General features: G+C 65.2%; 17 protein-coding genes. 12 read left to right on the top strand and 5 right to left on the bottom strand.

Features of this window, described 5'->3' with window-relative positions; all coding sequences use genetic code 11:
- Window positions 1-57 precede the first annotated feature (57 nt).
- The 12 genes from QQK25_RS12015 (at window position 58) to QQK25_RS12070 (ending at window position 13,303) form a co-directional block, all read left to right on the top strand.
- Window positions 58-2,970: a motility hub landmark protein FimV gene (locus QQK25_RS12015; protein WP_284188143.1), complete on the top strand. Its 2,913-nt coding sequence runs from the start codon at window positions 58-60 to the stop codon at window positions 2,968-2,970.
- 81 nt (window positions 2,971-3,051) lie between these two features.
- The gene (locus tag QQK25_RS12020; RefSeq protein WP_306664085.1) at window positions 3,052-3,627 is read left to right on the top strand and encodes a hypothetical protein; all 576 of its coding nucleotides are present in this window, start codon (window positions 3,052-3,054) and stop codon (window positions 3,625-3,627) included.
- On the top strand, window positions 3,624-4,418 hold the full coding sequence (gene truA, locus QQK25_RS12025; protein ID WP_284188144.1) for a tRNA pseudouridine(38-40) synthase TruA: 795 nt from the start codon (window positions 3,624-3,626) through the stop codon (window positions 4,416-4,418). The genes QQK25_RS12020 and truA overlap by 4 nt, the downstream gene beginning before the upstream one ends.
- A gap of 2 nt (window positions 4,419-4,420) precedes the next feature.
- Entirely contained in the window at window positions 4,421-5,044 is a 624-nt protein-coding gene (locus tag QQK25_RS12030) for a phosphoribosylanthranilate isomerase (protein ID WP_284188145.1), read from the top strand.
- Window positions 5,031-6,242, top strand: a complete 1,212-nt coding sequence (trpB, locus tag QQK25_RS12035) for a tryptophan synthase subunit beta (protein ID WP_284188146.1) — start codon at window positions 5,031-5,033, stop codon at window positions 6,240-6,242. Before QQK25_RS12030 ends, trpB begins: the two co-directional genes overlap by 14 nt.
- A 54-nt stretch (window positions 6,243-6,296) precedes the next feature.
- The gene (gene trpA, locus QQK25_RS12040) at window positions 6,297-7,106 is read left to right on the top strand and encodes a tryptophan synthase subunit alpha (RefSeq protein ID WP_284188147.1); all 810 of its coding nucleotides are present in this window, start codon (window positions 6,297-6,299) and stop codon (window positions 7,104-7,106) included.
- The gene (accD, locus tag QQK25_RS12045) at window positions 7,106-7,981 is read left to right on the top strand and encodes an acetyl-CoA carboxylase, carboxyltransferase subunit beta (RefSeq protein WP_284188148.1); all 876 of its coding nucleotides are present in this window, start codon (window positions 7,106-7,108) and stop codon (window positions 7,979-7,981) included. The genes trpA and accD overlap by 1 nt, the downstream gene beginning before the upstream one ends.
- A 1-nt stretch (window position 7,982) precedes the next feature.
- Window positions 7,983-9,257 (top strand): bifunctional tetrahydrofolate synthase/dihydrofolate synthase, encoded by a 1,275-nt coding sequence (folC, locus tag QQK25_RS12050; protein WP_284188149.1) that lies wholly within the window; start codon window positions 7,983-7,985, stop codon window positions 9,255-9,257.
- Window positions 9,258-9,271: 14 nt separating this feature from the next.
- Window positions 9,272-10,063: an SPOR domain-containing protein gene (locus QQK25_RS12055; RefSeq protein WP_284188150.1), complete on the top strand. Its 792-nt coding sequence runs from the start codon at window positions 9,272-9,274 to the stop codon at window positions 10,061-10,063.
- A gap of 18 nt (window positions 10,064-10,081) precedes the next feature.
- Window positions 10,082-10,573, top strand: coding sequence for a CvpA family protein (locus tag QQK25_RS12060; RefSeq protein WP_284188151.1), 492 nt, complete (start codon window positions 10,082-10,084; stop codon window positions 10,571-10,573).
- A gap of 10 nt (window positions 10,574-10,583) precedes the next feature.
- A complete protein-coding gene (purF, locus tag QQK25_RS12065; protein ID WP_284188152.1) occupies window positions 10,584-12,113 on the top strand; it encodes an amidophosphoribosyltransferase in 1,530 nt (509 codons plus the stop codon).
- Entirely contained in the window at window positions 12,110-13,303 is a 1,194-nt protein-coding gene (locus QQK25_RS12070) for an O-succinylhomoserine sulfhydrylase (RefSeq protein ID WP_284188153.1), read from the top strand. Before purF ends, QQK25_RS12070 begins: the two co-directional genes overlap by 4 nt.
- A 48-nt stretch (window positions 13,304-13,351) precedes the next feature.
- Here the strand turns inward: QQK25_RS12070 and QQK25_RS12075 are convergent, their stop codons facing one another.
- From QQK25_RS12075 to QQK25_RS12095, 5 genes are all read right to left on the bottom strand, one after another.
- A complete protein-coding gene (locus QQK25_RS12075; protein WP_284188154.1) occupies window positions 13,352-14,077 on the bottom strand; it encodes a UDP-2,3-diacylglucosamine diphosphatase in 726 nt (241 codons plus the stop codon).
- A gap of 24 nt (window positions 14,078-14,101) precedes the next feature.
- Window positions 14,102-14,596, bottom strand: a complete 495-nt coding sequence (locus QQK25_RS12080) for a peptidylprolyl isomerase (protein WP_284188155.1) — start codon at window positions 14,594-14,596, stop codon at window positions 14,102-14,104.
- A 30-nt stretch (window positions 14,597-14,626) separates the two neighbouring features.
- On the bottom strand, window positions 14,627-15,196 hold the full coding sequence (locus tag QQK25_RS12085) for a peptidylprolyl isomerase (RefSeq protein WP_284188156.1): 570 nt from the start codon (window positions 15,194-15,196) through the stop codon (window positions 14,627-14,629).
- 53 nt (window positions 15,197-15,249) lie between these two features.
- Window positions 15,250-16,398 carry a L,D-transpeptidase family protein gene (locus tag QQK25_RS12090; RefSeq protein WP_284188157.1) on the bottom strand — a complete coding sequence of 383 codons (1,149 nt, stop codon included), beginning with the start codon at window positions 16,396-16,398 and terminating at the stop codon, window positions 15,250-15,252.
- Between the two features lie 47 nt (window positions 16,399-16,445).
- On the bottom strand, window positions 16,446-16,966 hold a 521-nt coding region (locus QQK25_RS12095; protein WP_284188158.1), incomplete at its 5' end, for a YybH family protein.

Consider the following 16,966-nt stretch of genomic DNA (forward strand, 5'->3'; position numbering starts at 1 on the left):
CTCCCCAAACCCATGATGTTATGTTCATCGATAACTCGATTTCGATGATCAGCCTTCGTGCATAAGATTCTTGTGAAAAGTCGGCTCAAACGTACCCTTCTTGCCGCTTCCATCGGCGCCCTTTCGCTTAGCGCTAGTGCCGCCGGTCTGGGGCGCATCACGGTCCTCAGCGGTCTGGGTCAGCCCCTGCGCGCAGAAGTGGAGATCGCGGCTGCGCCTGAAGAAATCCAGAACATGACGGCACGGCTCGCTTCTGCCGAGGCGTTCCGGCAGGCTGGCATCGATTATTCCCCGTCGGTCAGCGGGCTTCGCATGACAGTCGAGCGCCGCGGGAGTGGCGCCGTCGTCAAGGTGAGCAGCGACCGGCCGATCAACGAGCCCTTCGTTGACATGCTGGTCGAGCTCAACTGGTCCGCCGGGCGCCTGATCCGCGAATACACCTTCCTGCTCGACCCGCCCGATACCGGCGTCAATCGCGCGTCCGTGGCCGTGGCCCTGCCTGATGGTCGCCAGACCCCGTACGGCCGCGCCGAGCCCATCGTGCCGCGCCGTGCGGTTGCACGCGCAGCCCGTCCCGCCGTTGCCGCACCCGGTGCAGGGCGTTCGTACGTGGTCCAGCCCGGCGACACACTCAATCGCATTGCCATGGAGAATCGCCCCGAAGGCGTCTCCATGGAGCAGATGCTGATGGCGCTGTTCCAGGGCAATCGTTCCGCCTTTGCTGGCGATGACATCAACCGTCTCCAGGCTGGCAAGATCCTCCGCATTCCCGACGCCGAAGGTGTTCGTCAGGGGGCGGGGGATGCCGGGCGTCAGCAGGTGGTCGCTCACTCGTCCGATTTCGGTCGTTATCGCCAGAAGCTTGCCGAGCAGGCTGCCGCTGCGCCGGCCAAGGAAGCCCCCACCCAGCGCGGCAGCGGTGGAAAGATCGGTGCCAAGGTTGAGGACCGTGCCCCCGCTGCTGGCGGCTCGGCAGATCAACTCAAGGTTTCCAAGAGCGAAGAGGGCTTGCGCGGCGCCGGTGCGGGCGGCGAGAAGTCGGTCGCGCGACTGCAGGCCCTCGAGGAAGATCTCGTTTCGCGCGACAAGGCACTACGGGAAGCCAATACCCGCCTGGCCGAACTCGAAAAGAGCATCAAGGAGCTTCAGCGGCTCGTCGAGCTGAAGAGCCAGGGCATGGCCCAGATTCAGTCGGACGCACCCGCAGCAGCAGCCACGCAGTCGGCGCCTCCGGCAGTGGCGCAGGCGCCGGCTGCAGCGCCGGCCGTCGTGACGCCCCCGCCCGAACCCGAGCGCCCCGTGCCTGCGAAGGAGCCCGAGCCCCCGGTCGAGCCGAAGCCGGCTCCTCCGCCTCCGCCGGAACCGCCCAAGCCGGCTCCTGCTCCGGCCAAGCCGCCGGAAGTGCAGCCAGCCGCCACGCAGGACGACTCGTCCATCTACCTCGGTGCCGGTGGTGTTCTGGCGCTGCTCCTCGGATGGGGCGGCTACAAGCTTTACCAGCGCCGTAATGGTCAGGGCGCACCGACGACTACGCCGGCGCTGTCCGAGTTTGGTGACGGCTCCAGCTCCGTCTTTGGCAGTGCCGGTGGACAGAGCGTGGATACCGGCAGCAGCAGTCAGATTCAGACCGACTTCAGCCAGTCTGGCCTGTCGTCCATCGATACCGACGAAGGTGTCGACCCGGTGGCCGAAGCCGACGTATATATGGCCTACGGCCGTGATGCCCAGGCCGAAGAAATCCTGCTCGACGCCCTGAAGACCGACCCGGGTCGAACGGGTGTACACCTCAAGCTGCTTGAGATCTACGCCCAGCGCAAGAACCTCAAGCAGTTCGAAACCACGGCGACCGAACTGTATTCGCTGACCGGCGGTAATGGCCAGGATTGGGAAAAGGCAGCAGCGCTGGGTCGCAAGGTTGATCCCGACAGCCCGCTCTACCGCATTCCCGCTCCGGGCACGGCGCCGGTTGCGCCAGTACCGCAGGGGCCGCACACGGTTGCTGGTGTCAGCGCAGCCGCGACTGGTTTCGTGCAGGCTGGCGCAGCCCGCACCCCGGCGCTGGCCCCGGCGTTCATGGCCAATGAGCCGCTACCGCTTGCGCCCGCTGGCGAAGATCCCCTTGAGTCGCCTTCCCAGCTGAAGGACACCTGGGCGCTGCCTGGCGATCTCAATCAATATACGAGCATGGAGGACATCGATCGGGCTGTCAGTGACACCCATCAGCCCTCCGAACCCGCACGTATCGAACCGGCCGTACTGGACTTCGATCTCGATCTGAACTCGGGCGACGACGCGAACAGCGCCCGCACTGTTGCGCTCAACAGCAGTTCCCCGACTTCCAGCAGCGGTCTGGATTTTGATCTTGGCTTCGATCAGTCCGTCGGCGCAATGGGCTCGACGTTGGTGGCAGGCGATGCCATGGCACGCGATCTCGAGTCCACCTCGACGCGCCCCCAGCGTCTTTCCAGCGATTTCAACCTGCCTGACCCGAGTGATCTCGATTTCGAGTTGAGCTCCGAATTCGGAGAAACCAACGCGGAGTCGGGCGATTCGACGGTCGATGTGGATCTCACCGCGACGCTCGCTGAGGATGCGCTACGCGAGCCGGTGGATTCGGCAACGGTGGATCTGGAGCGCACCAGCTTCGATAGCAGCCTGCTCGATTTCGATTTCGAACTCGACGACAAGGCCGACACCAAGGGCGTGGGCAAGCCGCTTTCGGCCGAAATGAGCTCCACCAACCTCGACTTCAAGCTGCCTCCCCCAGAGCTGCCTGATGCAGGGCCGCCGACCGAGCCGCCTCTTGATCTCGATCTGCAGCAGGAAGTTGCCACCAAGCTCGAACTGGCCCGTGCCTACGAAGAGATGGGTGACAAGGACGGCGCGCGGGAACTGGTTGAGGAAGTCCTTCGGGAAGGGTCGGGGCGCCAGCAAGATGAGGCGCGCGTGATTCTTGCCCGTCTCTCCTGATTGAAAAAGGGGGCTGGTGACAGCCCCCTTGGCCTTTCACCTGCTCTGGTGCATACGCTTTTTCACCCGGCGACGCGAATCGTGTTCTGGGTTTCGTTGGTTGTATTCTCCCAGCTTGCCCGAGGTCCCGCGTTGTGGGGTTTCGGGCTTGTCGTTTTGGTGGCTTCGCTCTGGCTTGCTCCGGCAAAGGCCCGGCGCTTGCTGCGGCGGGTTCGCGTTCTCATGTTGGTTCTCGTGATTCTCTTTGCTTTCTTTACGCCGGGTGAGGCGATGGCCCCCTGGGCAGGTCGTGCGGGGCCCACCTGGGAGGGTGCAGCCCTGGCAGTCCAGCACTGTCTTCGTCTCGCGATCGTCGTGATGCTTGTGGCGGTGCTCCTGGAGCGGACGGGTGAGCGCGCAATGGTGTCTGGTTTGATGGTGCTGGCGGCACCGCTGGCCCTGCTTGGTTTGTCCGTCGAGCGCCTGGCCGTTCGGCTGTTGCTGGTCTTTCGTTACGTCGAGTCGCCGCCGGAAGGCGGATGGCGGGCCTTGCTGGATGCGCCCCGGTTTGATGGGGCGATCGAGCCACTTTTGGTGGAGCATGCCGCGCTGCGCTGGTCGGACTGGCTGGTGATGGCAGCGCTGACGACGGCAATCGTCTTTGGAGCGAGCCTGTGAGGGTCGCGATCGGTATCGAATACGCCGGCAACGCGTTTGAAGGTTGGCAGACCCAGCGCCACGGACGCACGGTGCAGGACACCCTCGAGATCGCGCTCCGGAAGATCGCCCTTGAGCCGGTGCAGCTCGTCTGCGCGGGACGCACAGATACGGGCGTTCATGCCACAACCCAGGTTGCGCACTTCGATACCTCGGCCCGTCGCCCCCTTGAGGCCTGGGTTCGCGGCGTGAATAGCCATCTGCCGGCAAGCATCGGGGTGCTGTGGGCGGTGGAGGTCGATGATGATTTCCATGCGCGCTTCAGTGCCGAATCCCGCCGGTATCGCTATGTGCTGCTCAATCGGCGGGTGCGTCCGGCCCTGCTGGGTGGGCGGGTCGGCTGGACTCACGGTGACCTCGACGTGGTTGCGATGCGCGAGGCGGCGAGTTGCCTGATCGGTGAGCACGATTTCACCTCTTTCCGTGCGGCGGAATGCCAGGCCAGGTCACCCGTTCGCCTGATTCATTCTGTCGAGGTGGAGCGGCGGGGTGATGTGGTGTGCTTTGATTTCCACGCCAACGCCTTCCTGCATCACATGATCCGCAATCTGGTCGGGTCGCTGGTCTACGTGGGTATGGGGCGAAAGCCCGTGGGCTGGATGAGTGAGCTCCTGGCGGCGCGCAACCGGACGATCGCGGCGCCAACCTTCGCGCCGGATGGCCTCTACCTGTGCGGTGTCGAGTATCCGCCGCGGTGGCCGCTGCCGGGCGGGGGGCGTATCATCGCGGCTCCCCAACTGCTGCTTCCCTGAACGTGCATCGCACCCGAATCAAGATTTGCGGTCTGACCCGCGAGGAAGACGTTCGTGCCGCCGTTGAAGCCGGCGCCGATGCGATCGGTTTCGTTTTCTACCCGCCGAGCCCCCGTTTCGTGGATTTCGAGCGTGCCGCCGAGCTGGCGCGCCTCGTGCCGCCCTTTGTGACGGTCGTCGGGCTTTTCGTCAATGCGGGGTGGGACTACGTCGAAAATGCATTGAAAACCGTGCCGCTGCAGCTTCTGCAGTTTCACGGCGACGAGCGCGAGGAAGACTGCGTCGGCTTTGGTCGGCCCTACATCAAGGCGGCGCGGATGCGGCAGGGGTTCGATCTGTTAAAATACGCGGCTTCCTTCCCGAAGGCCCAGGGTTTGCTGCTGGATGCGTTCGTGGAAGGCTATGGCGGTGGTGGCGAAACCTTCGATTGGTCGCTCATCCCTTCCGGGCTGCCCTTGCCCCTGATCCTCTCCGGCGGTCTCAATGCCGGCAACGTGGCCGAGGCTGTCCGACGTGTCCGCCCGTGGGCGGTGGATGTCTCGAGCGGCGTGGAAGCGGCCAAGGGAATCAAGGATGCCGCCCGTATCACCGAATTTGTTGCCGGAGTCCAAAATGCACATGGCTGATGCCCCCTACGATCTACCCGATGCACGGGGCCATTTCGGCCCTTATGGTGGCGTGTTCGTCGCGGAGACCCTGATCCCGGCGCTGACCGAACTTCGGCAGGCCTACGAAGCGGCCCAGAACGACCCCGCCTTCGTCGCCGAGTTCGAATACGAACTCAAGCACTACGTCGGCCGCCCGAGCCCGATCTACCACGCCAAGCGCTGGTCGGGCCTGCTCGGGGGCGCGCAGATCTATCTCAAGCGCGAAGACCTCAACCACACCGGCGCCCACAAGGTTAACAATTGTATCGGCCAGGCGATGCTCGCCCGGCGGATGGGCAAGCCGCGGGTGATCGCCGAGACCGGCGCCGGCCAGCACGGCGTGGCCACGGCCACCGTGGCGGCCCGCTACGGGATGGAGTGCGTGGTGTACATGGGCTCCGAAGACGTGCGCCGCCAGGCCGCCAACGTCTATCGGATGAAGCTCCTGGGCGCCACCGTGGTGCCCGTCGAGAGCGGCTCCAAGACGCTTAAAGACGCCCTCAACGAGGCGATGCGCGACTGGGTCACCAACATCGGCAACACCTTCTACATCATCGGCACCGTCGCCGGCCCGCACCCTTATCCGATGATGGTGCGTGATTTCCAGACGGTCATCGGCAAGGAGTGCATCGAGCAGATGCCCGAACTCGCCGGGCGTCAGCCGGATTACGTGATCGCCTGCGTGGGCGGTGGCTCCAACGCGATGGGCATCTTCCATCCGTATATCGAGCACGCCGACGTGCGTCTGGTGGGCGTCGAGGCGGCCGGTAGCGGTATCGACAGCGGCTTCCATGCGGCCTCCCTGTCGGCCGGGCGCCCCGGCGTGCTGCACGGCAATCGCACCTACCTGCTGCAGAACGAAGACGGCCAGATCATCGAGACCCACTCGATTTCCGCCGGCCTCGACTACCCGGGCGTCGGCCCCGAGCACGCCTGGCTGAAGGACAGCGCCCGCGCCGAGTACGTCGGGATCACCGACGCAGAAGCCCTGCAGGCCTTCCACGACCTGTGCCGTTTCGAAGGCATCATCCCGGCGCTCGAGTCGTCCCACGCCCTGGCCTATGCGGCCAAGCTCGCCCCGACCCTGCCGAAGGACAAAGTCCTGCTGGTCAATCTTTCTGGCCGCGGCGACAAGGATATGCACACCGTCGCCGAGAAATCCGGCATCCAGTTCTGATCTTCACGGCCCCGCCAGCTGGTCTGGCGGGGCCGCTGACCATTCATACGATCCATGTCCACAATCCAACAAACCTTCAAGCGGCTGGCTGGCGAAGGGCGCAAGGCGCTCATTCCGTTCATCACCGCTGGCGATCCCGCACCCGAAATGACGCTGCCGCTGATGCAGGCCCTGGTGGCCGGCGGCGCCGACATCATCGAACTGGGTGTTCCCTTCTCCGATCCGATGGCCGACGGCCCGACCATCCAGCGTGCCTCCGAGCGGGCCCTGGCGGCGGGCATGAGCACCCGCAAGGTGCTTGATATGGTTCGCGCCTTCCGCGCCACCGGCGACCAGACCCCCATCGTGCTGATGGGCTACGCCAACCCGATCGAGGCGATGGGCCTGGAAGCCTTTGCCAAGGCGGCATCCGAAGCCGGCGTCGATGGCGTGCTGGTGGTCGATTATCCGCCCGAGGAGTGCGTCACCTTTGCCGAGGTCTGCCGCGCCGCTGGGCTTGATCCGGTGTTCCTGCTGGCACCCACATCAACCGAACAGCGTTTCGCCGACGTGGCGGCGGTGGGCAGTGGCTACATCTATTACGTCTCGCTCAAGGGCGTGACGGGCTCCGCCACCCTCGATCTGGACGAGGTCGCCCGGCGCATCCCGGTGATCCGCGAGAAGGTCGGCATGCCGGTGGGCGTGGGCTTTGGCATCCGTGATGCGGCCACCGCCGCGCGCATCGCCAGCCTCGCCGACGCCGTGGTGATCGGCAGCCGGATCATCGAGGAAATCGAACAGAGCAGCCGCGAAGAAGCCCCGGCGAAGGTCACCGCCTTCCTGCGCGGCATCCGCACGGCCATGGATAACGCAGGAGAGCGCTGATGAGCTGGTTGAAGAAGCTGCTGCCGCCGAAGATCAAGCGCGACGCTCCGTCGGGCCGCAAGGCGATCCCCGAAGGCCTGTGGAGCAAGTGCCCGGCCTGTGAGGCGGTGCTGTACCGTTCCGACCTCGAGAGCAACCTCAACGTCTGCCCCAAGTGCGGCCATCACCAGCGCATCCGGGCCCGCCAGCGGATTGAGCTGCTGCTCGATCCCGAAGGCCAGTTCGAGATCGGCGCCGAAGTCGTGCCGATCGATCCGCTCAAGTTCAAGGATTCCAAGCGTTACCCGGATCGTCTCGCTGCAGCCAATGCCGATTCCGAAGAGTCCGACGCCCTCGTGGTGGTGCAGGGCGCCATCAAGACCGTGCCGGTCGTGATCGCCTGCTTCGAGTTCGAGTTCCTCGGTGGTTCGATGGGCTCGGTCGTCGGCGAGCGTTTCATCCGTGGCGTGAAGGCTGCGGTCGAGCAGCGCCTGCCTTTCATCTGCGTGACCGCCTCGGGCGGCGCGCGGATGCAGGAAGGCCTGTTCTCACTGATGCAGATGGCCAAGACCACCGCCGGCATCACCCTGCTGTCGGAGCGCAAGCTGCCCTTCATCACGCTGCTCACCGATCCGACGATGGGCGGTGTGTCGGCCAGTTTCGCCTTCATGGGCGATCTGGTGATTGGCGAACCCGGCGCGTTGATCGGCTTTGCCGGCCCCCGCGTGATCGAGCAGACGGTGCGGGAGACGCTGCCCCCGGGCTTCCAGCGCTCCGAGTTCCTCCTCGAGAAGGGCGCCATCGACATGATCATCGACCGTCGTGAACTGCGCGACCGTCTCGCCGAACTCCTCACCCTGCTGACGCGACAAGCGTCGGTCCGCTCCGCCGCCTGACATGCAGTTGCCTGAAACTCTCGATGGCTGGCTGGGCCTCCTTGAGGCCCGCCACGGCCAGGCGATCCAGCTCGGTCTGGATCGCGTGCGTACCGTTCGTGACGCGCTGAATCTTCCGCAAACCTGCCCGGTGTTCATCATCGGTGGCACCAACGGCAAGGGCTCGACCTGCGCGCTGCTCGAAGCTGTGCTGCTCGCGGCCGGCAAGCGGGTTGGGTTGTACACTTCGCCGCACCTGCTGCGCTACAACGAGCGCGTCCGCATCGATGGGCGCGACGCCAGCGATGCGGTGCTCGTCGACGCCTTCGCCGAAGTCGAGCGCGCCCGGGGCGAAACGCCGCTCACCTATTTCGAGCACGGCACCCTGGCCGCCTGGGCTGCTTTCAGCCATGCCGGCCTCGACGCGATCATCCTCGAGGTGGGGCTGGGCGGCCGGCTGGATGCGGTCAACGTGTTCGAGCCCGACTGCTCCATCGTCACCAGCGTGGCCATGGATCACATGGATTTCCTGGGGGATACCCGCGAGGCCATCGGTTTCGAGAAGGCGGGGATCTTCCGTCCCGGCAAGCCGGCGATCTGCAGTGATCCCATGCCGCCCCAGTCCCTCATCGATCACGCTGAAGCCATTGGCGCGAAGCTTCAGGTGAGCGGCCGCGACTTCGGCTTTGCGGGCGATCAGAATCAATGGGCCTTCTGGACGGCCGGCGGAAGCCGCCGTGGCGGGCTGGCCTATCCGGCCTTGCGCGGCACCAACCAGCTCCTCAATGCGGCTGCCGTGATGGCCGCCTGCGAGGCCGTGCGCGACATCCTGCCGGTTCCGATGCAGGCCATCCGCCAGGGTTTCATGTTGGTGGAGCTGCCCGGACGCTTCCAGGTCATGCCGGGTCGTCCGGCGGTGGTCTTCGACGTGGCCCACAACCCCCAGGCTGCCGGCGTGCTCAACGAGAACCTGGCGAGCATGGGCTTCTTCCCGGAAACCTGGGCGGTGCTGGGCATGCTGGGCGACAAGGATGTGGCGGGCGTGGTGCGTCTGCTGCGTGATCGGGTCGATCACTGGCTACTCGCCACGCTGCCCGGTCCGCGGGGGCTCCCGGCCGCCCGGCTCGCCGAGATCCTGCGGGAGGTTGGCGTGAATGGCGACATCGCCGAATATCCTTCGCCCGCAAGTGCGTACGAGGTCGCAGCGGGTCGTGCGGCCGAGGGTGATAGAATCGTAGTCTTTGGCTCCTTCCTGACCGTGGCTGATGTGATGGCCGCCCGGAAGTCGTCGCAATAGGTGTTGCAGCAAGAATGGCCGACAACGATTCCCAGATCGACCTGAAAAAACGAGCCCGGCGCCGCCTGGTGGGTTCCGCCGCGCTGGCGCTGGCTGCAGCCATCGTGTTGCCGATGGTCATGGACCACGAGCCGCGTCCGCCGTCCCAGGACGTGCAGATCCGCATTCCCAGCCAGGAAGGCAGCAACTTCACGTCCCGCGTGATCGCTGGCAAGGCGCCGGCGCCCAGCCAGCCCGTGGCCGGCGTGATTGCCGAGGAGAGCACCGAGCCGGTGGTTGAAGAGAAGCCCCAGACCGGCCGCAAGTCCGAGCCGGAGGCAGGCAGCCCTGTCTTCAAGCCGGGCGAGGAGCTCATCCCGCCGCCGCGCAAGGTCGATCCTCCCAAGGCCGAGATCGCCAGGCCCGAGCCCCGGAAGCCTGAGCCGAAGCCCGAAGCCAAGCCGGAGCCCAAGAAGCCCGAACCGCCGAAGCCTGATCCCAAGCAGAAGGAAAAGGAGCAGAAGGAGCGGGAGCGCGAGAAGGCTCAGGCCGACGCCGAGCGCGCCAAGGCGCTGCTGATGGGAGCGAGCCCCAAGGACGAGGCGGTCAAGCCTCACGTGCTGTCCCTCGGTGCCTATCGCGAGGCGGGCAACGTGGCCCAGTTGCGCGCAAAGCTTAAGGCCGAGGGCTATCCTTCATACGTCGAAACCGTGGGTGACAAGGTGCGCGTTCGCGCGGGCCCGTTCCCGAACAAGGCTGCGGCCGACAAGGCGGCTGCGCGCATCCAGAAGATTCTGGGCGTGCAGGCATCCGTGGCGGCCAAGTAGCCCTGGACGTGACACGCCTTGACCGGACTGGATTACGCGTTCATCGGCCTCGTCGGCCTGTCTGCATTGCTGGGTTTCTGGCGGGGGCTGATCTCCGAGATCGTCGCGCTGGGCGCCTGGCTGCTGGCTTTCATGGTGGCGAAGTCCTTCATGCCCGAGCTTCAGCCGCTGGTGGCGAACTGGGTGAAGGAGCCGCTGCTGCAGGGGCCGGTGGCATTTCTGCTCATTTTTGTTGTCGTACTCATTCTTGTGGCGATCCTGCGCTGGATGCTGAGCGAACTGATTCGCGCAGCCGGCCTCGGGATTGCCGACCGTTTCCTCGGGGCGTGCTTCGGCGCGGTGAGGGGCGGTCTGATCGTGTTTGCAATGGCGTTGCTCGTCGGCATCGGCGGCTTCGCAAAGGAAGCGTGGTGGCGGGAGGCCAGCCTGTCGGCGCCCCTCGAGACCGCCGTGACCGCTTCCCGACCCTGGCTCCCTGAGCCGTTGGCAAAAAGACTTCGATACCGATAGGTGGTTTGAAATGTGTGGGATTCTGGGCGTAGTAGCGACGACACCCGTCAATCAGCTTCTTTATGACGGCCTGCAGGTGCTTCAGCACCGCGGGCAGGACGCCGCTGGCATTGCGACTTCGCAGGACGGGCGCTTCCACATGCACAAGGGCTCCGGCCTGGTGCGGGATGTGTTCCGTACCCGCAACATGCGCGATCTCCCCGGCAACTGGGGCATCGCCCACGTGCGCTACCCGACCGCTGGCTCGGCCTCGGCCGCTGCCGAAGCGCAACCTTTCTACGTGAACTCGCCGTTCGGCCTGATGCTGGCCCACAACGGCAACCTCACCAACTCGGAAGAGCTGAAGCGGGAGATGTTCCTGTCGGATCTCCGGCACATCAACACCAACTCCGACTCCGAGGTGCTGCTCAACGTGCTCGCGCACGAGCTGCAGGCCGCCGCCAAGAGCTTCCGCCTGGATGAAGAGACCGTCTTCACCGCGGTGGCCGGCGTGCACCGCCGCTGCCGGGGCGCCTACGCCACCGTGGCGATGATCTCCGGCACCGGCCTCCTGGCCTTCCGCGATCCCTACGGCATCCGCCCGCTGGTGATCGGGCGCAATGACACGGCCAACGGCACCGAGTGGCTGGTCGCCTCCGAGAGCGTCGCCCTCGACGTGATGGGTTTCAAGCTGGTGCGCGACGTGGCGCCGGGCGAGGCGATCCTGATCGACACCGAAGGCCGCTTCCATAGCCGCCAGTGTGCCGGCCACACCGTGCTGGCCCCGTGCATGTTCGAGTTCGTCTATCTGGCCCGTCCCGATTCGCTGATCGACGGCATCTCGGTGTACGACGCGCGGATCAAGATGGGCGAGTTCCTGGCCCACAAGCTGCGCTCCACGATGCCGCACCTGAAGATCGACGTGGTGATCCCGATCCCCGATTCCAGCCGTCCGTCGGCGATGGAAATGGCCCATCACCTGAACGTGCCGTACCGCGAAGGCTTCGTGAAGAACCGCTACATCGGCCGGACCTTCATCATGCCAGGCCAGGAGATCCGCAAGAAATCCGTGCGCCAGAAGCTCAATACCATTCAGCAGGAATTCAAGGGCAAGGCCGTGTTGCTGGTGGATGATTCCATCGTGCGTGGCACCACCAGCCGCGAGATCGTCCAGATGGCCCGCGATGCCGGTGCGACCAAGGTCTATATGGCCTCGGCGGCGCCCCCGGTGCGCTACGCCAACGTGTACGGCATCGACATGCCGAGCAAGAACGAGCTGATCGCCAGCAACCGCACCGAAGAGGAAATCTGCCGCGAGATCGGCGCCGATGCGCTGATCTACCAGGATCTCGACGATCTCAAGGCGGCCGTTCAGGCGATCAACCCGTCCATCTCGATGTTCGAGACCTCCTGTTTCGACGGCTGCTACGTGACCGGCGACGTCACCGATGAGTACCTGTCGGGCGTCGAGAACCAGCGCAACGACGCGGCTAGCAAGCCGGTGTCGGAGGACGGCGGCGGTCAGATGGACCTGAACCTCGTTTCCCGGAGCGAAAGTTGAGCAACGACCCGATCCTGGGCCTCGATCCGGACACGCTGGCGATCCGCGCCGGGATTGAGCGCAGCCAGTTCAACGAGCACTCCGAGGCGCTGTACCTCACCTCGAGCTTCGTCTTCAATAGCGCGGCCGAGGCGGCTGCGCGCTTTTCCGGCGAGGAAGAGGGCAACGTCTACGCCCGCTTCACCAACCCGACGGTCACCGCGATGCAGCAGCGTCTGGCGGCGCTGGAAGGTGCTGAGGCGTGCATCGCGACAGCCTCCGGCATGGCGGCGATCATGTCCGCGGTGATGGCGCTGCTGTCGTCCGGGGATCACGTGGTTGTGTCCCGCGGCGTGTTTGGCGCCACCCAGCAGCTGTTCGGCAACATCCTGTCGCGCTTCGGCATCACCTCCACCTTCGTGCCCGCCACGGATCTGGAGGCCTACCGCGCGGCGGTGACGCCTTCTACGAAGATGTTCTTCATCGAGTCGCCGTCCAACCCCCTCACCGAGCTGGTCGATATCGCCGCGGTGGCGGCCATCGCCCATGAATCGAAGGCGCTGCTGGCGGTGGACAACTGCTTCTGCTCGCCGGCGCTGCAGCAGCCGCTCAAGCTTGGTGCCGATCTGGTGATCCATTCGGCCACCAAGTATCTCGACGGCCAGGGCCGGGTGCTGGGCGGCGCGGTGTGCGGCAGCAAGGTGCTGGTGGACGAGGTGTTGAAGTTCCTGCGTACGGCCGGCCCGTGCATCTCGCCGTTCAACGCCTGGGTGATCCTGAAGGGGCTGGAAACCCTTAAGATCCGCATGGCGGCACAATCCGCCAGCGCACTGGAGCTGGCCACCTGGCTGGAGGCTCAGCCGCAGGTGGCGCGAGTGTTCTATCCGGGCCTGCCGTCCCACGCCCAGTACGATCTGGCCAAGCGTCAGCAGCGTAGTGGCGGGGCGATCGTGAGCTTCGAGGTAAAGGGCGGCCGCGAAGAAGCCTGGACGGTGGTGGATTCGACCCGAGTCGTCTCGATTACCGCCAACCTCGGCGACACCAAGACGACCCTGACCCATCCGGCGTCCACCACCCACGGCCGGATCTCGCCGGAAGCCCGTGAAGCCTCGGGCATCCGCGAAAGCCTGCTGCGGGTTGCGGTCGGCCTCGAGGCGATCGAAGACCTGAAGGCCGATCTGGCCCGGGGGCTGGCCAAGCTCGACGTCTGATTTGCCCGTCTGGCCAAAGAGAAACGGCGCCCTGATCGGCGCCGTTTTTCATTTCAGGGCCTGGCGGCTGAGTTGCCCGTCGCCCCAGACCAGGACTTCGCCCTGGTCGTCCTGCCAGTCGGCGAGCACCCAGCGCTCGCAGGCGTGGCCGTCCACGTCGATGGAATGCACCGCCGGGCGGTGGGTGTGGCCGTGGATGAGGCGCGGGAAGTCGTGCTCCCGGAGGAGGGCGGCGACAGCATCGGCGTTGACGTCCATGATCGCCGCGGCCTTCCCGGATTTGGCTTCCTCGCTCTTCATGCGCACGCCGGCGATGATCTGCTTGCGCACGGCCAGCGATTGCGTGAGGAACTGGGCCTGCCACGCCGGATTGCGCACCTGCTGGCGGAAGGCCTGGTAGGCGAGGTCGTCGGTGCACAGACTGTCGCCATGGCACAGGAGGGCCGGCTGGCCATCGAGGGAAATCGGGGTTGGATCGGGCAGCAGCGTGAGCCGGGCGCGGCTGGAGAAATCGGCGCCGATCAGGAAATCCCGGTTGCCCGGCATGAAGAAGACCTGCGTGCCGGCATCGGCAAGGGCGGCGAGTTGGCTGGCGACGCGGGCCGCCAGCGGGTCGTCCAGATCGTCGTCACCGGCCCAGTATTCGAAAAGATCGCCGAGGATGTACAGGCGGCTCGCGGCCCGGGCCGGGCCGGCGAGGTAGCGCTCGAAGAGCGCGGTGAGGGTAGGGCGATCGGCGCTCAGATGCAGATCGGAGATGAAATGGATGTGCATGCGTCGTTCGCCCCGCCTCGTCGATCAGACCACTTCAGCGCGCTGGATGACCACGTCTTCCTTCGGCACGTCCTGGTGGAAGCCGGCGTTGCCGGTTTTCACACCCTTGATCTTCTCGACCACGTCCATGCCTGCGGAGACCTTGCCGAAGACGCAGTAGCCCCAACCCTGGATGTTCTCGGCCTTGAAGTTGAGGAAGTCGTTGTCGCCCACGTTGATGAAGAACTGGGCGGTGGCGGAGTGCGGATCCTGGGTGCGGGCCATGGCGATGGTGCCGATGTCGTTCTTCAGGCCGTTGTTGGCTTCGTTCTTGATCGGTGCCTGGGTGGCCTTCTGCTTCATGCCGGGCTCGAAACCGCCGCCCTGGATCATGAATCCGTTGATCACGCGGTGGAAGATGGTGTTGTCGTAGTGGCCGGCCTCGACGTAGGCGAGGAAGTTCTTGACGGTTTCCGGGGCCTTTTCGGCGTCGAGTTCGATGACGATGTCGCCGTGGTTGGTGGTGAGTTTGACAGCCATGAGGTGCTCCTGTGGGAAAGGGGATGGGTTTTACTTGGCCTGCTTTTCGGGCAGCTGGCGGACGGACTGGATGAGGATCGGCGTGGCCGGGACGTCACGGTGGAAGCCGCGGGTGGTGGTCGGCTCCTTGCCGATCTTGCGCACCACGTCCATGCCGTCGGTGACCTTGCCGAACACCGCATAGCCAAAGCCATCCGGCGACGGATAGTTGAGCGGGCGGTTGTTCTCGAGGTTGATGAAGAACTGCGCGGTGGCGGAGTTCGGATCCTGGGTGCGGGCCATGGCGATGGTGCCGGCGTCGTTCTTGAGGCCGTTCTTGCCTTCGTTTTCAACCGGCGCGCGGGTGGCCTTTTCTTCCATTTTGGCGTTCATGCCACCGCCCTGGATCATGAAGCCGTCGATGACCCTGTGGAAGATCAGCCCATCGTAGAAGCCGCTCTTGGCGTATTCGAGAAAGTTGGCGACCGTCTTGGGGGCCTTCTCCGGGTAGAGCTCGAGCACGATGGTGCCGGCGCTGGTCTTCATCTCGACCAGCGGATTGGCGGCGGCAGCGATCAGGGCCTGGCTGGCGAGCGCAACGGCAAGCAGAATCTTCTTCATGGATGGGCGTTCCTGTTGGGAAGGGAAGGGCGCTGCCGGGGTGGGGCAGCGGATCAGGCGAAACCTTCGTAGACAATCTTCCAGCGTCCGCCTTCCTTCAGCCAGTACTGGCGCTTCTTGAGGACGTTGGAGAGGTTGTTGCTGCGGTAATCCTGCTCGAAGGTGACCACGACGAGATCCTGCTTGCCGGGGCTGCGGAAGACGCTCACCTTGTCGAGCTGGACCTTGATCCAGCTCTTGCTGGCATTGACGGCCTTCTTCTGCTCGGCCCAGCGGTCGTACCCGCCTTCGTTGTTGCGGAAGTTCTTCGAGTAGTGGGCGAGGTAGCGATTCACATCGCGGCTCTCCCAATCCTTGCGCCAGCTTTCGATCTGCTTGTTGAGCGCCGAGCGTTCGGCGGCCCAGTCGTCAACGCTCAGCCATTCGACCGTGTTGCTGATGATGACCGGCGTCAGGCCGATCTGCAGGTAGCTGGCGAGGGCGTCGAGATCGCGGTTGGTGAGCACCACGCAGCCATCGGAGGCGCGGGGCGGGCGGGAATAGGTGTCGCTGGGAGTGCCGTGCAGCCAGATCCCGTGGCCGTCGCGGCCCTGCTGGCGATCCCACTCGTTGGGGTAGCTGATCGGGAAGGCGCCGTTGCCGTAGAAATCGGAGAGCTTCTGGCGCGGCAGGTTGGCGGTCACGTGGTACACGCCAACCGGCGTGCGCTTGTCGCCCTCGCGCAGCTTTTCGGCGCCGAGCTTGCCGTGGCTGATGTAGTAATCGGCCACGAAGCGCGGGCGACCGTTGTCGTTCTGGTAGATGTAAAGCCGGGCGCGCTGGGTGTCCACCACGATGGCGTACTTCTGCTCGGGTTCCATCTGGAGCAGGTAGCGGGGCACGTAGTTGCTGGGCGGCCGGTTGCGGTAGGCCTTGAGGCGGGCGACGGCTTCCTCGCGCAGGTCGGCGAGCTTGTCGGCCGGTGCGTCGGGCTGATTGCCGAAGGTAGCCAGCGGCCGGGCGCGGGCGAGCAGCAGGTCGCCGCGGATCAGGTGGGCAAGGCGGAAGTTGGGGTAGGCAGTGATCAGCGCGTCGACTTTTTCGAGGGCGCTGCCGAGACGACTCCGTTCGATGTCCTGGAACACGGCGCCCAGCGCTGCGTCGGGATCATTGCCGCGCGCGGGTGCTTCGCCGGCACCCAATGCCAGAAGAGGGCTGCACACTGCGAGCAGTGCCAGCCCTCTGCGCAACGCAGACTGCAATCGTTGCATCAACCGCCAACCCGCTCCTGTTGAATCACCCATTTGCCATCCTGAAGGACAAGATTGAGTGTCTTGTTCGACGAGGTGGACAAGTTGGCCGAGCGATAGTGCTGACGAAGTTTCACTGTTGCGCGATCGCCGGATACGCTGACGACCTTGACGTTCTCGAGGTTGACCTCGATGTCACCCGGCTTGGTCAGGCGCTGGTTGCGTTCTTCTTCCCAGGCCTTGCGGTTCAGGCCCTTGGGCGGCTCGAAATCCTTGGCGTAGTGGCCGAGATAGCCCTTGACGTCCTTCCGGGACCAGGAGGTCGCCCAGCTCTGGACGGACTTGGTGATGGCGGCGGCCTGCGCCGGCGTTTCGTCCTTGGGCTCGGGGCGCTTGGCGGGCTTGGGCTCTTCCTTGACGACCGGTGCCTGGGCCACGGCGACAGGCGCAGGCGCGACCGGCTTGGCGACAGGCGTCGGCGCGGGCGGAGCCACCGGGGTGGCCGCAGGCTTGACCGGCGCCGGGACGGGCGCTGCGGCGA

It is taken from the genome of Zoogloea oryzae, assembly GCF_030161255.1.
Classification (GTDB): Bacteria; Pseudomonadota; Gammaproteobacteria; order Burkholderiales; family Rhodocyclaceae; genus Zoogloea; species Zoogloea oryzae.

Coding starts and splice junctions, on each gene's coding strand:
- QQK25_RS12085 (WP_284188156.1), bottom strand. CDS start 15,196: ATGAAGAAGATTCTGCTTGCCGTTGCGCTCGCCAGCCAGGCCCTGATC.
- QQK25_RS12055 (WP_284188150.1), top strand. CDS start 9,272: ATGGCCGACAACGATTCCCAGATCGACCTGAAAAAACGAGCCCGGCGC.
- folC (WP_284188149.1), top strand. CDS start 7,983: ATGCAGTTGCCTGAAACTCTCGATGGCTGGCTGGGCCTCCTTGAGGCC.
- QQK25_RS12080 (WP_284188155.1), bottom strand. CDS start 14,596: ATGGCTGTCAAACTCACCACCAACCACGGCGACATCGTCATCGAACTC.
- purF (WP_284188152.1), top strand. CDS start 10,584: ATGTGTGGGATTCTGGGCGTAGTAGCGACGACACCCGTCAATCAGCTT.
- accD (WP_284188148.1), top strand. CDS start 7,106: ATGAGCTGGTTGAAGAAGCTGCTGCCGCCGAAGATCAAGCGCGACGCT.
- trpA (WP_284188147.1), top strand. CDS start 6,297: ATGTCCACAATCCAACAAACCTTCAAGCGGCTGGCTGGCGAAGGGCGC.
- trpB (WP_284188146.1), top strand. CDS start 5,031: ATGCACATGGCTGATGCCCCCTACGATCTACCCGATGCACGGGGCCAT.
- QQK25_RS12075 (WP_284188154.1), bottom strand. CDS start 14,077: ATGCACATCCATTTCATCTCCGATCTGCATCTGAGCGCCGATCGCCCT.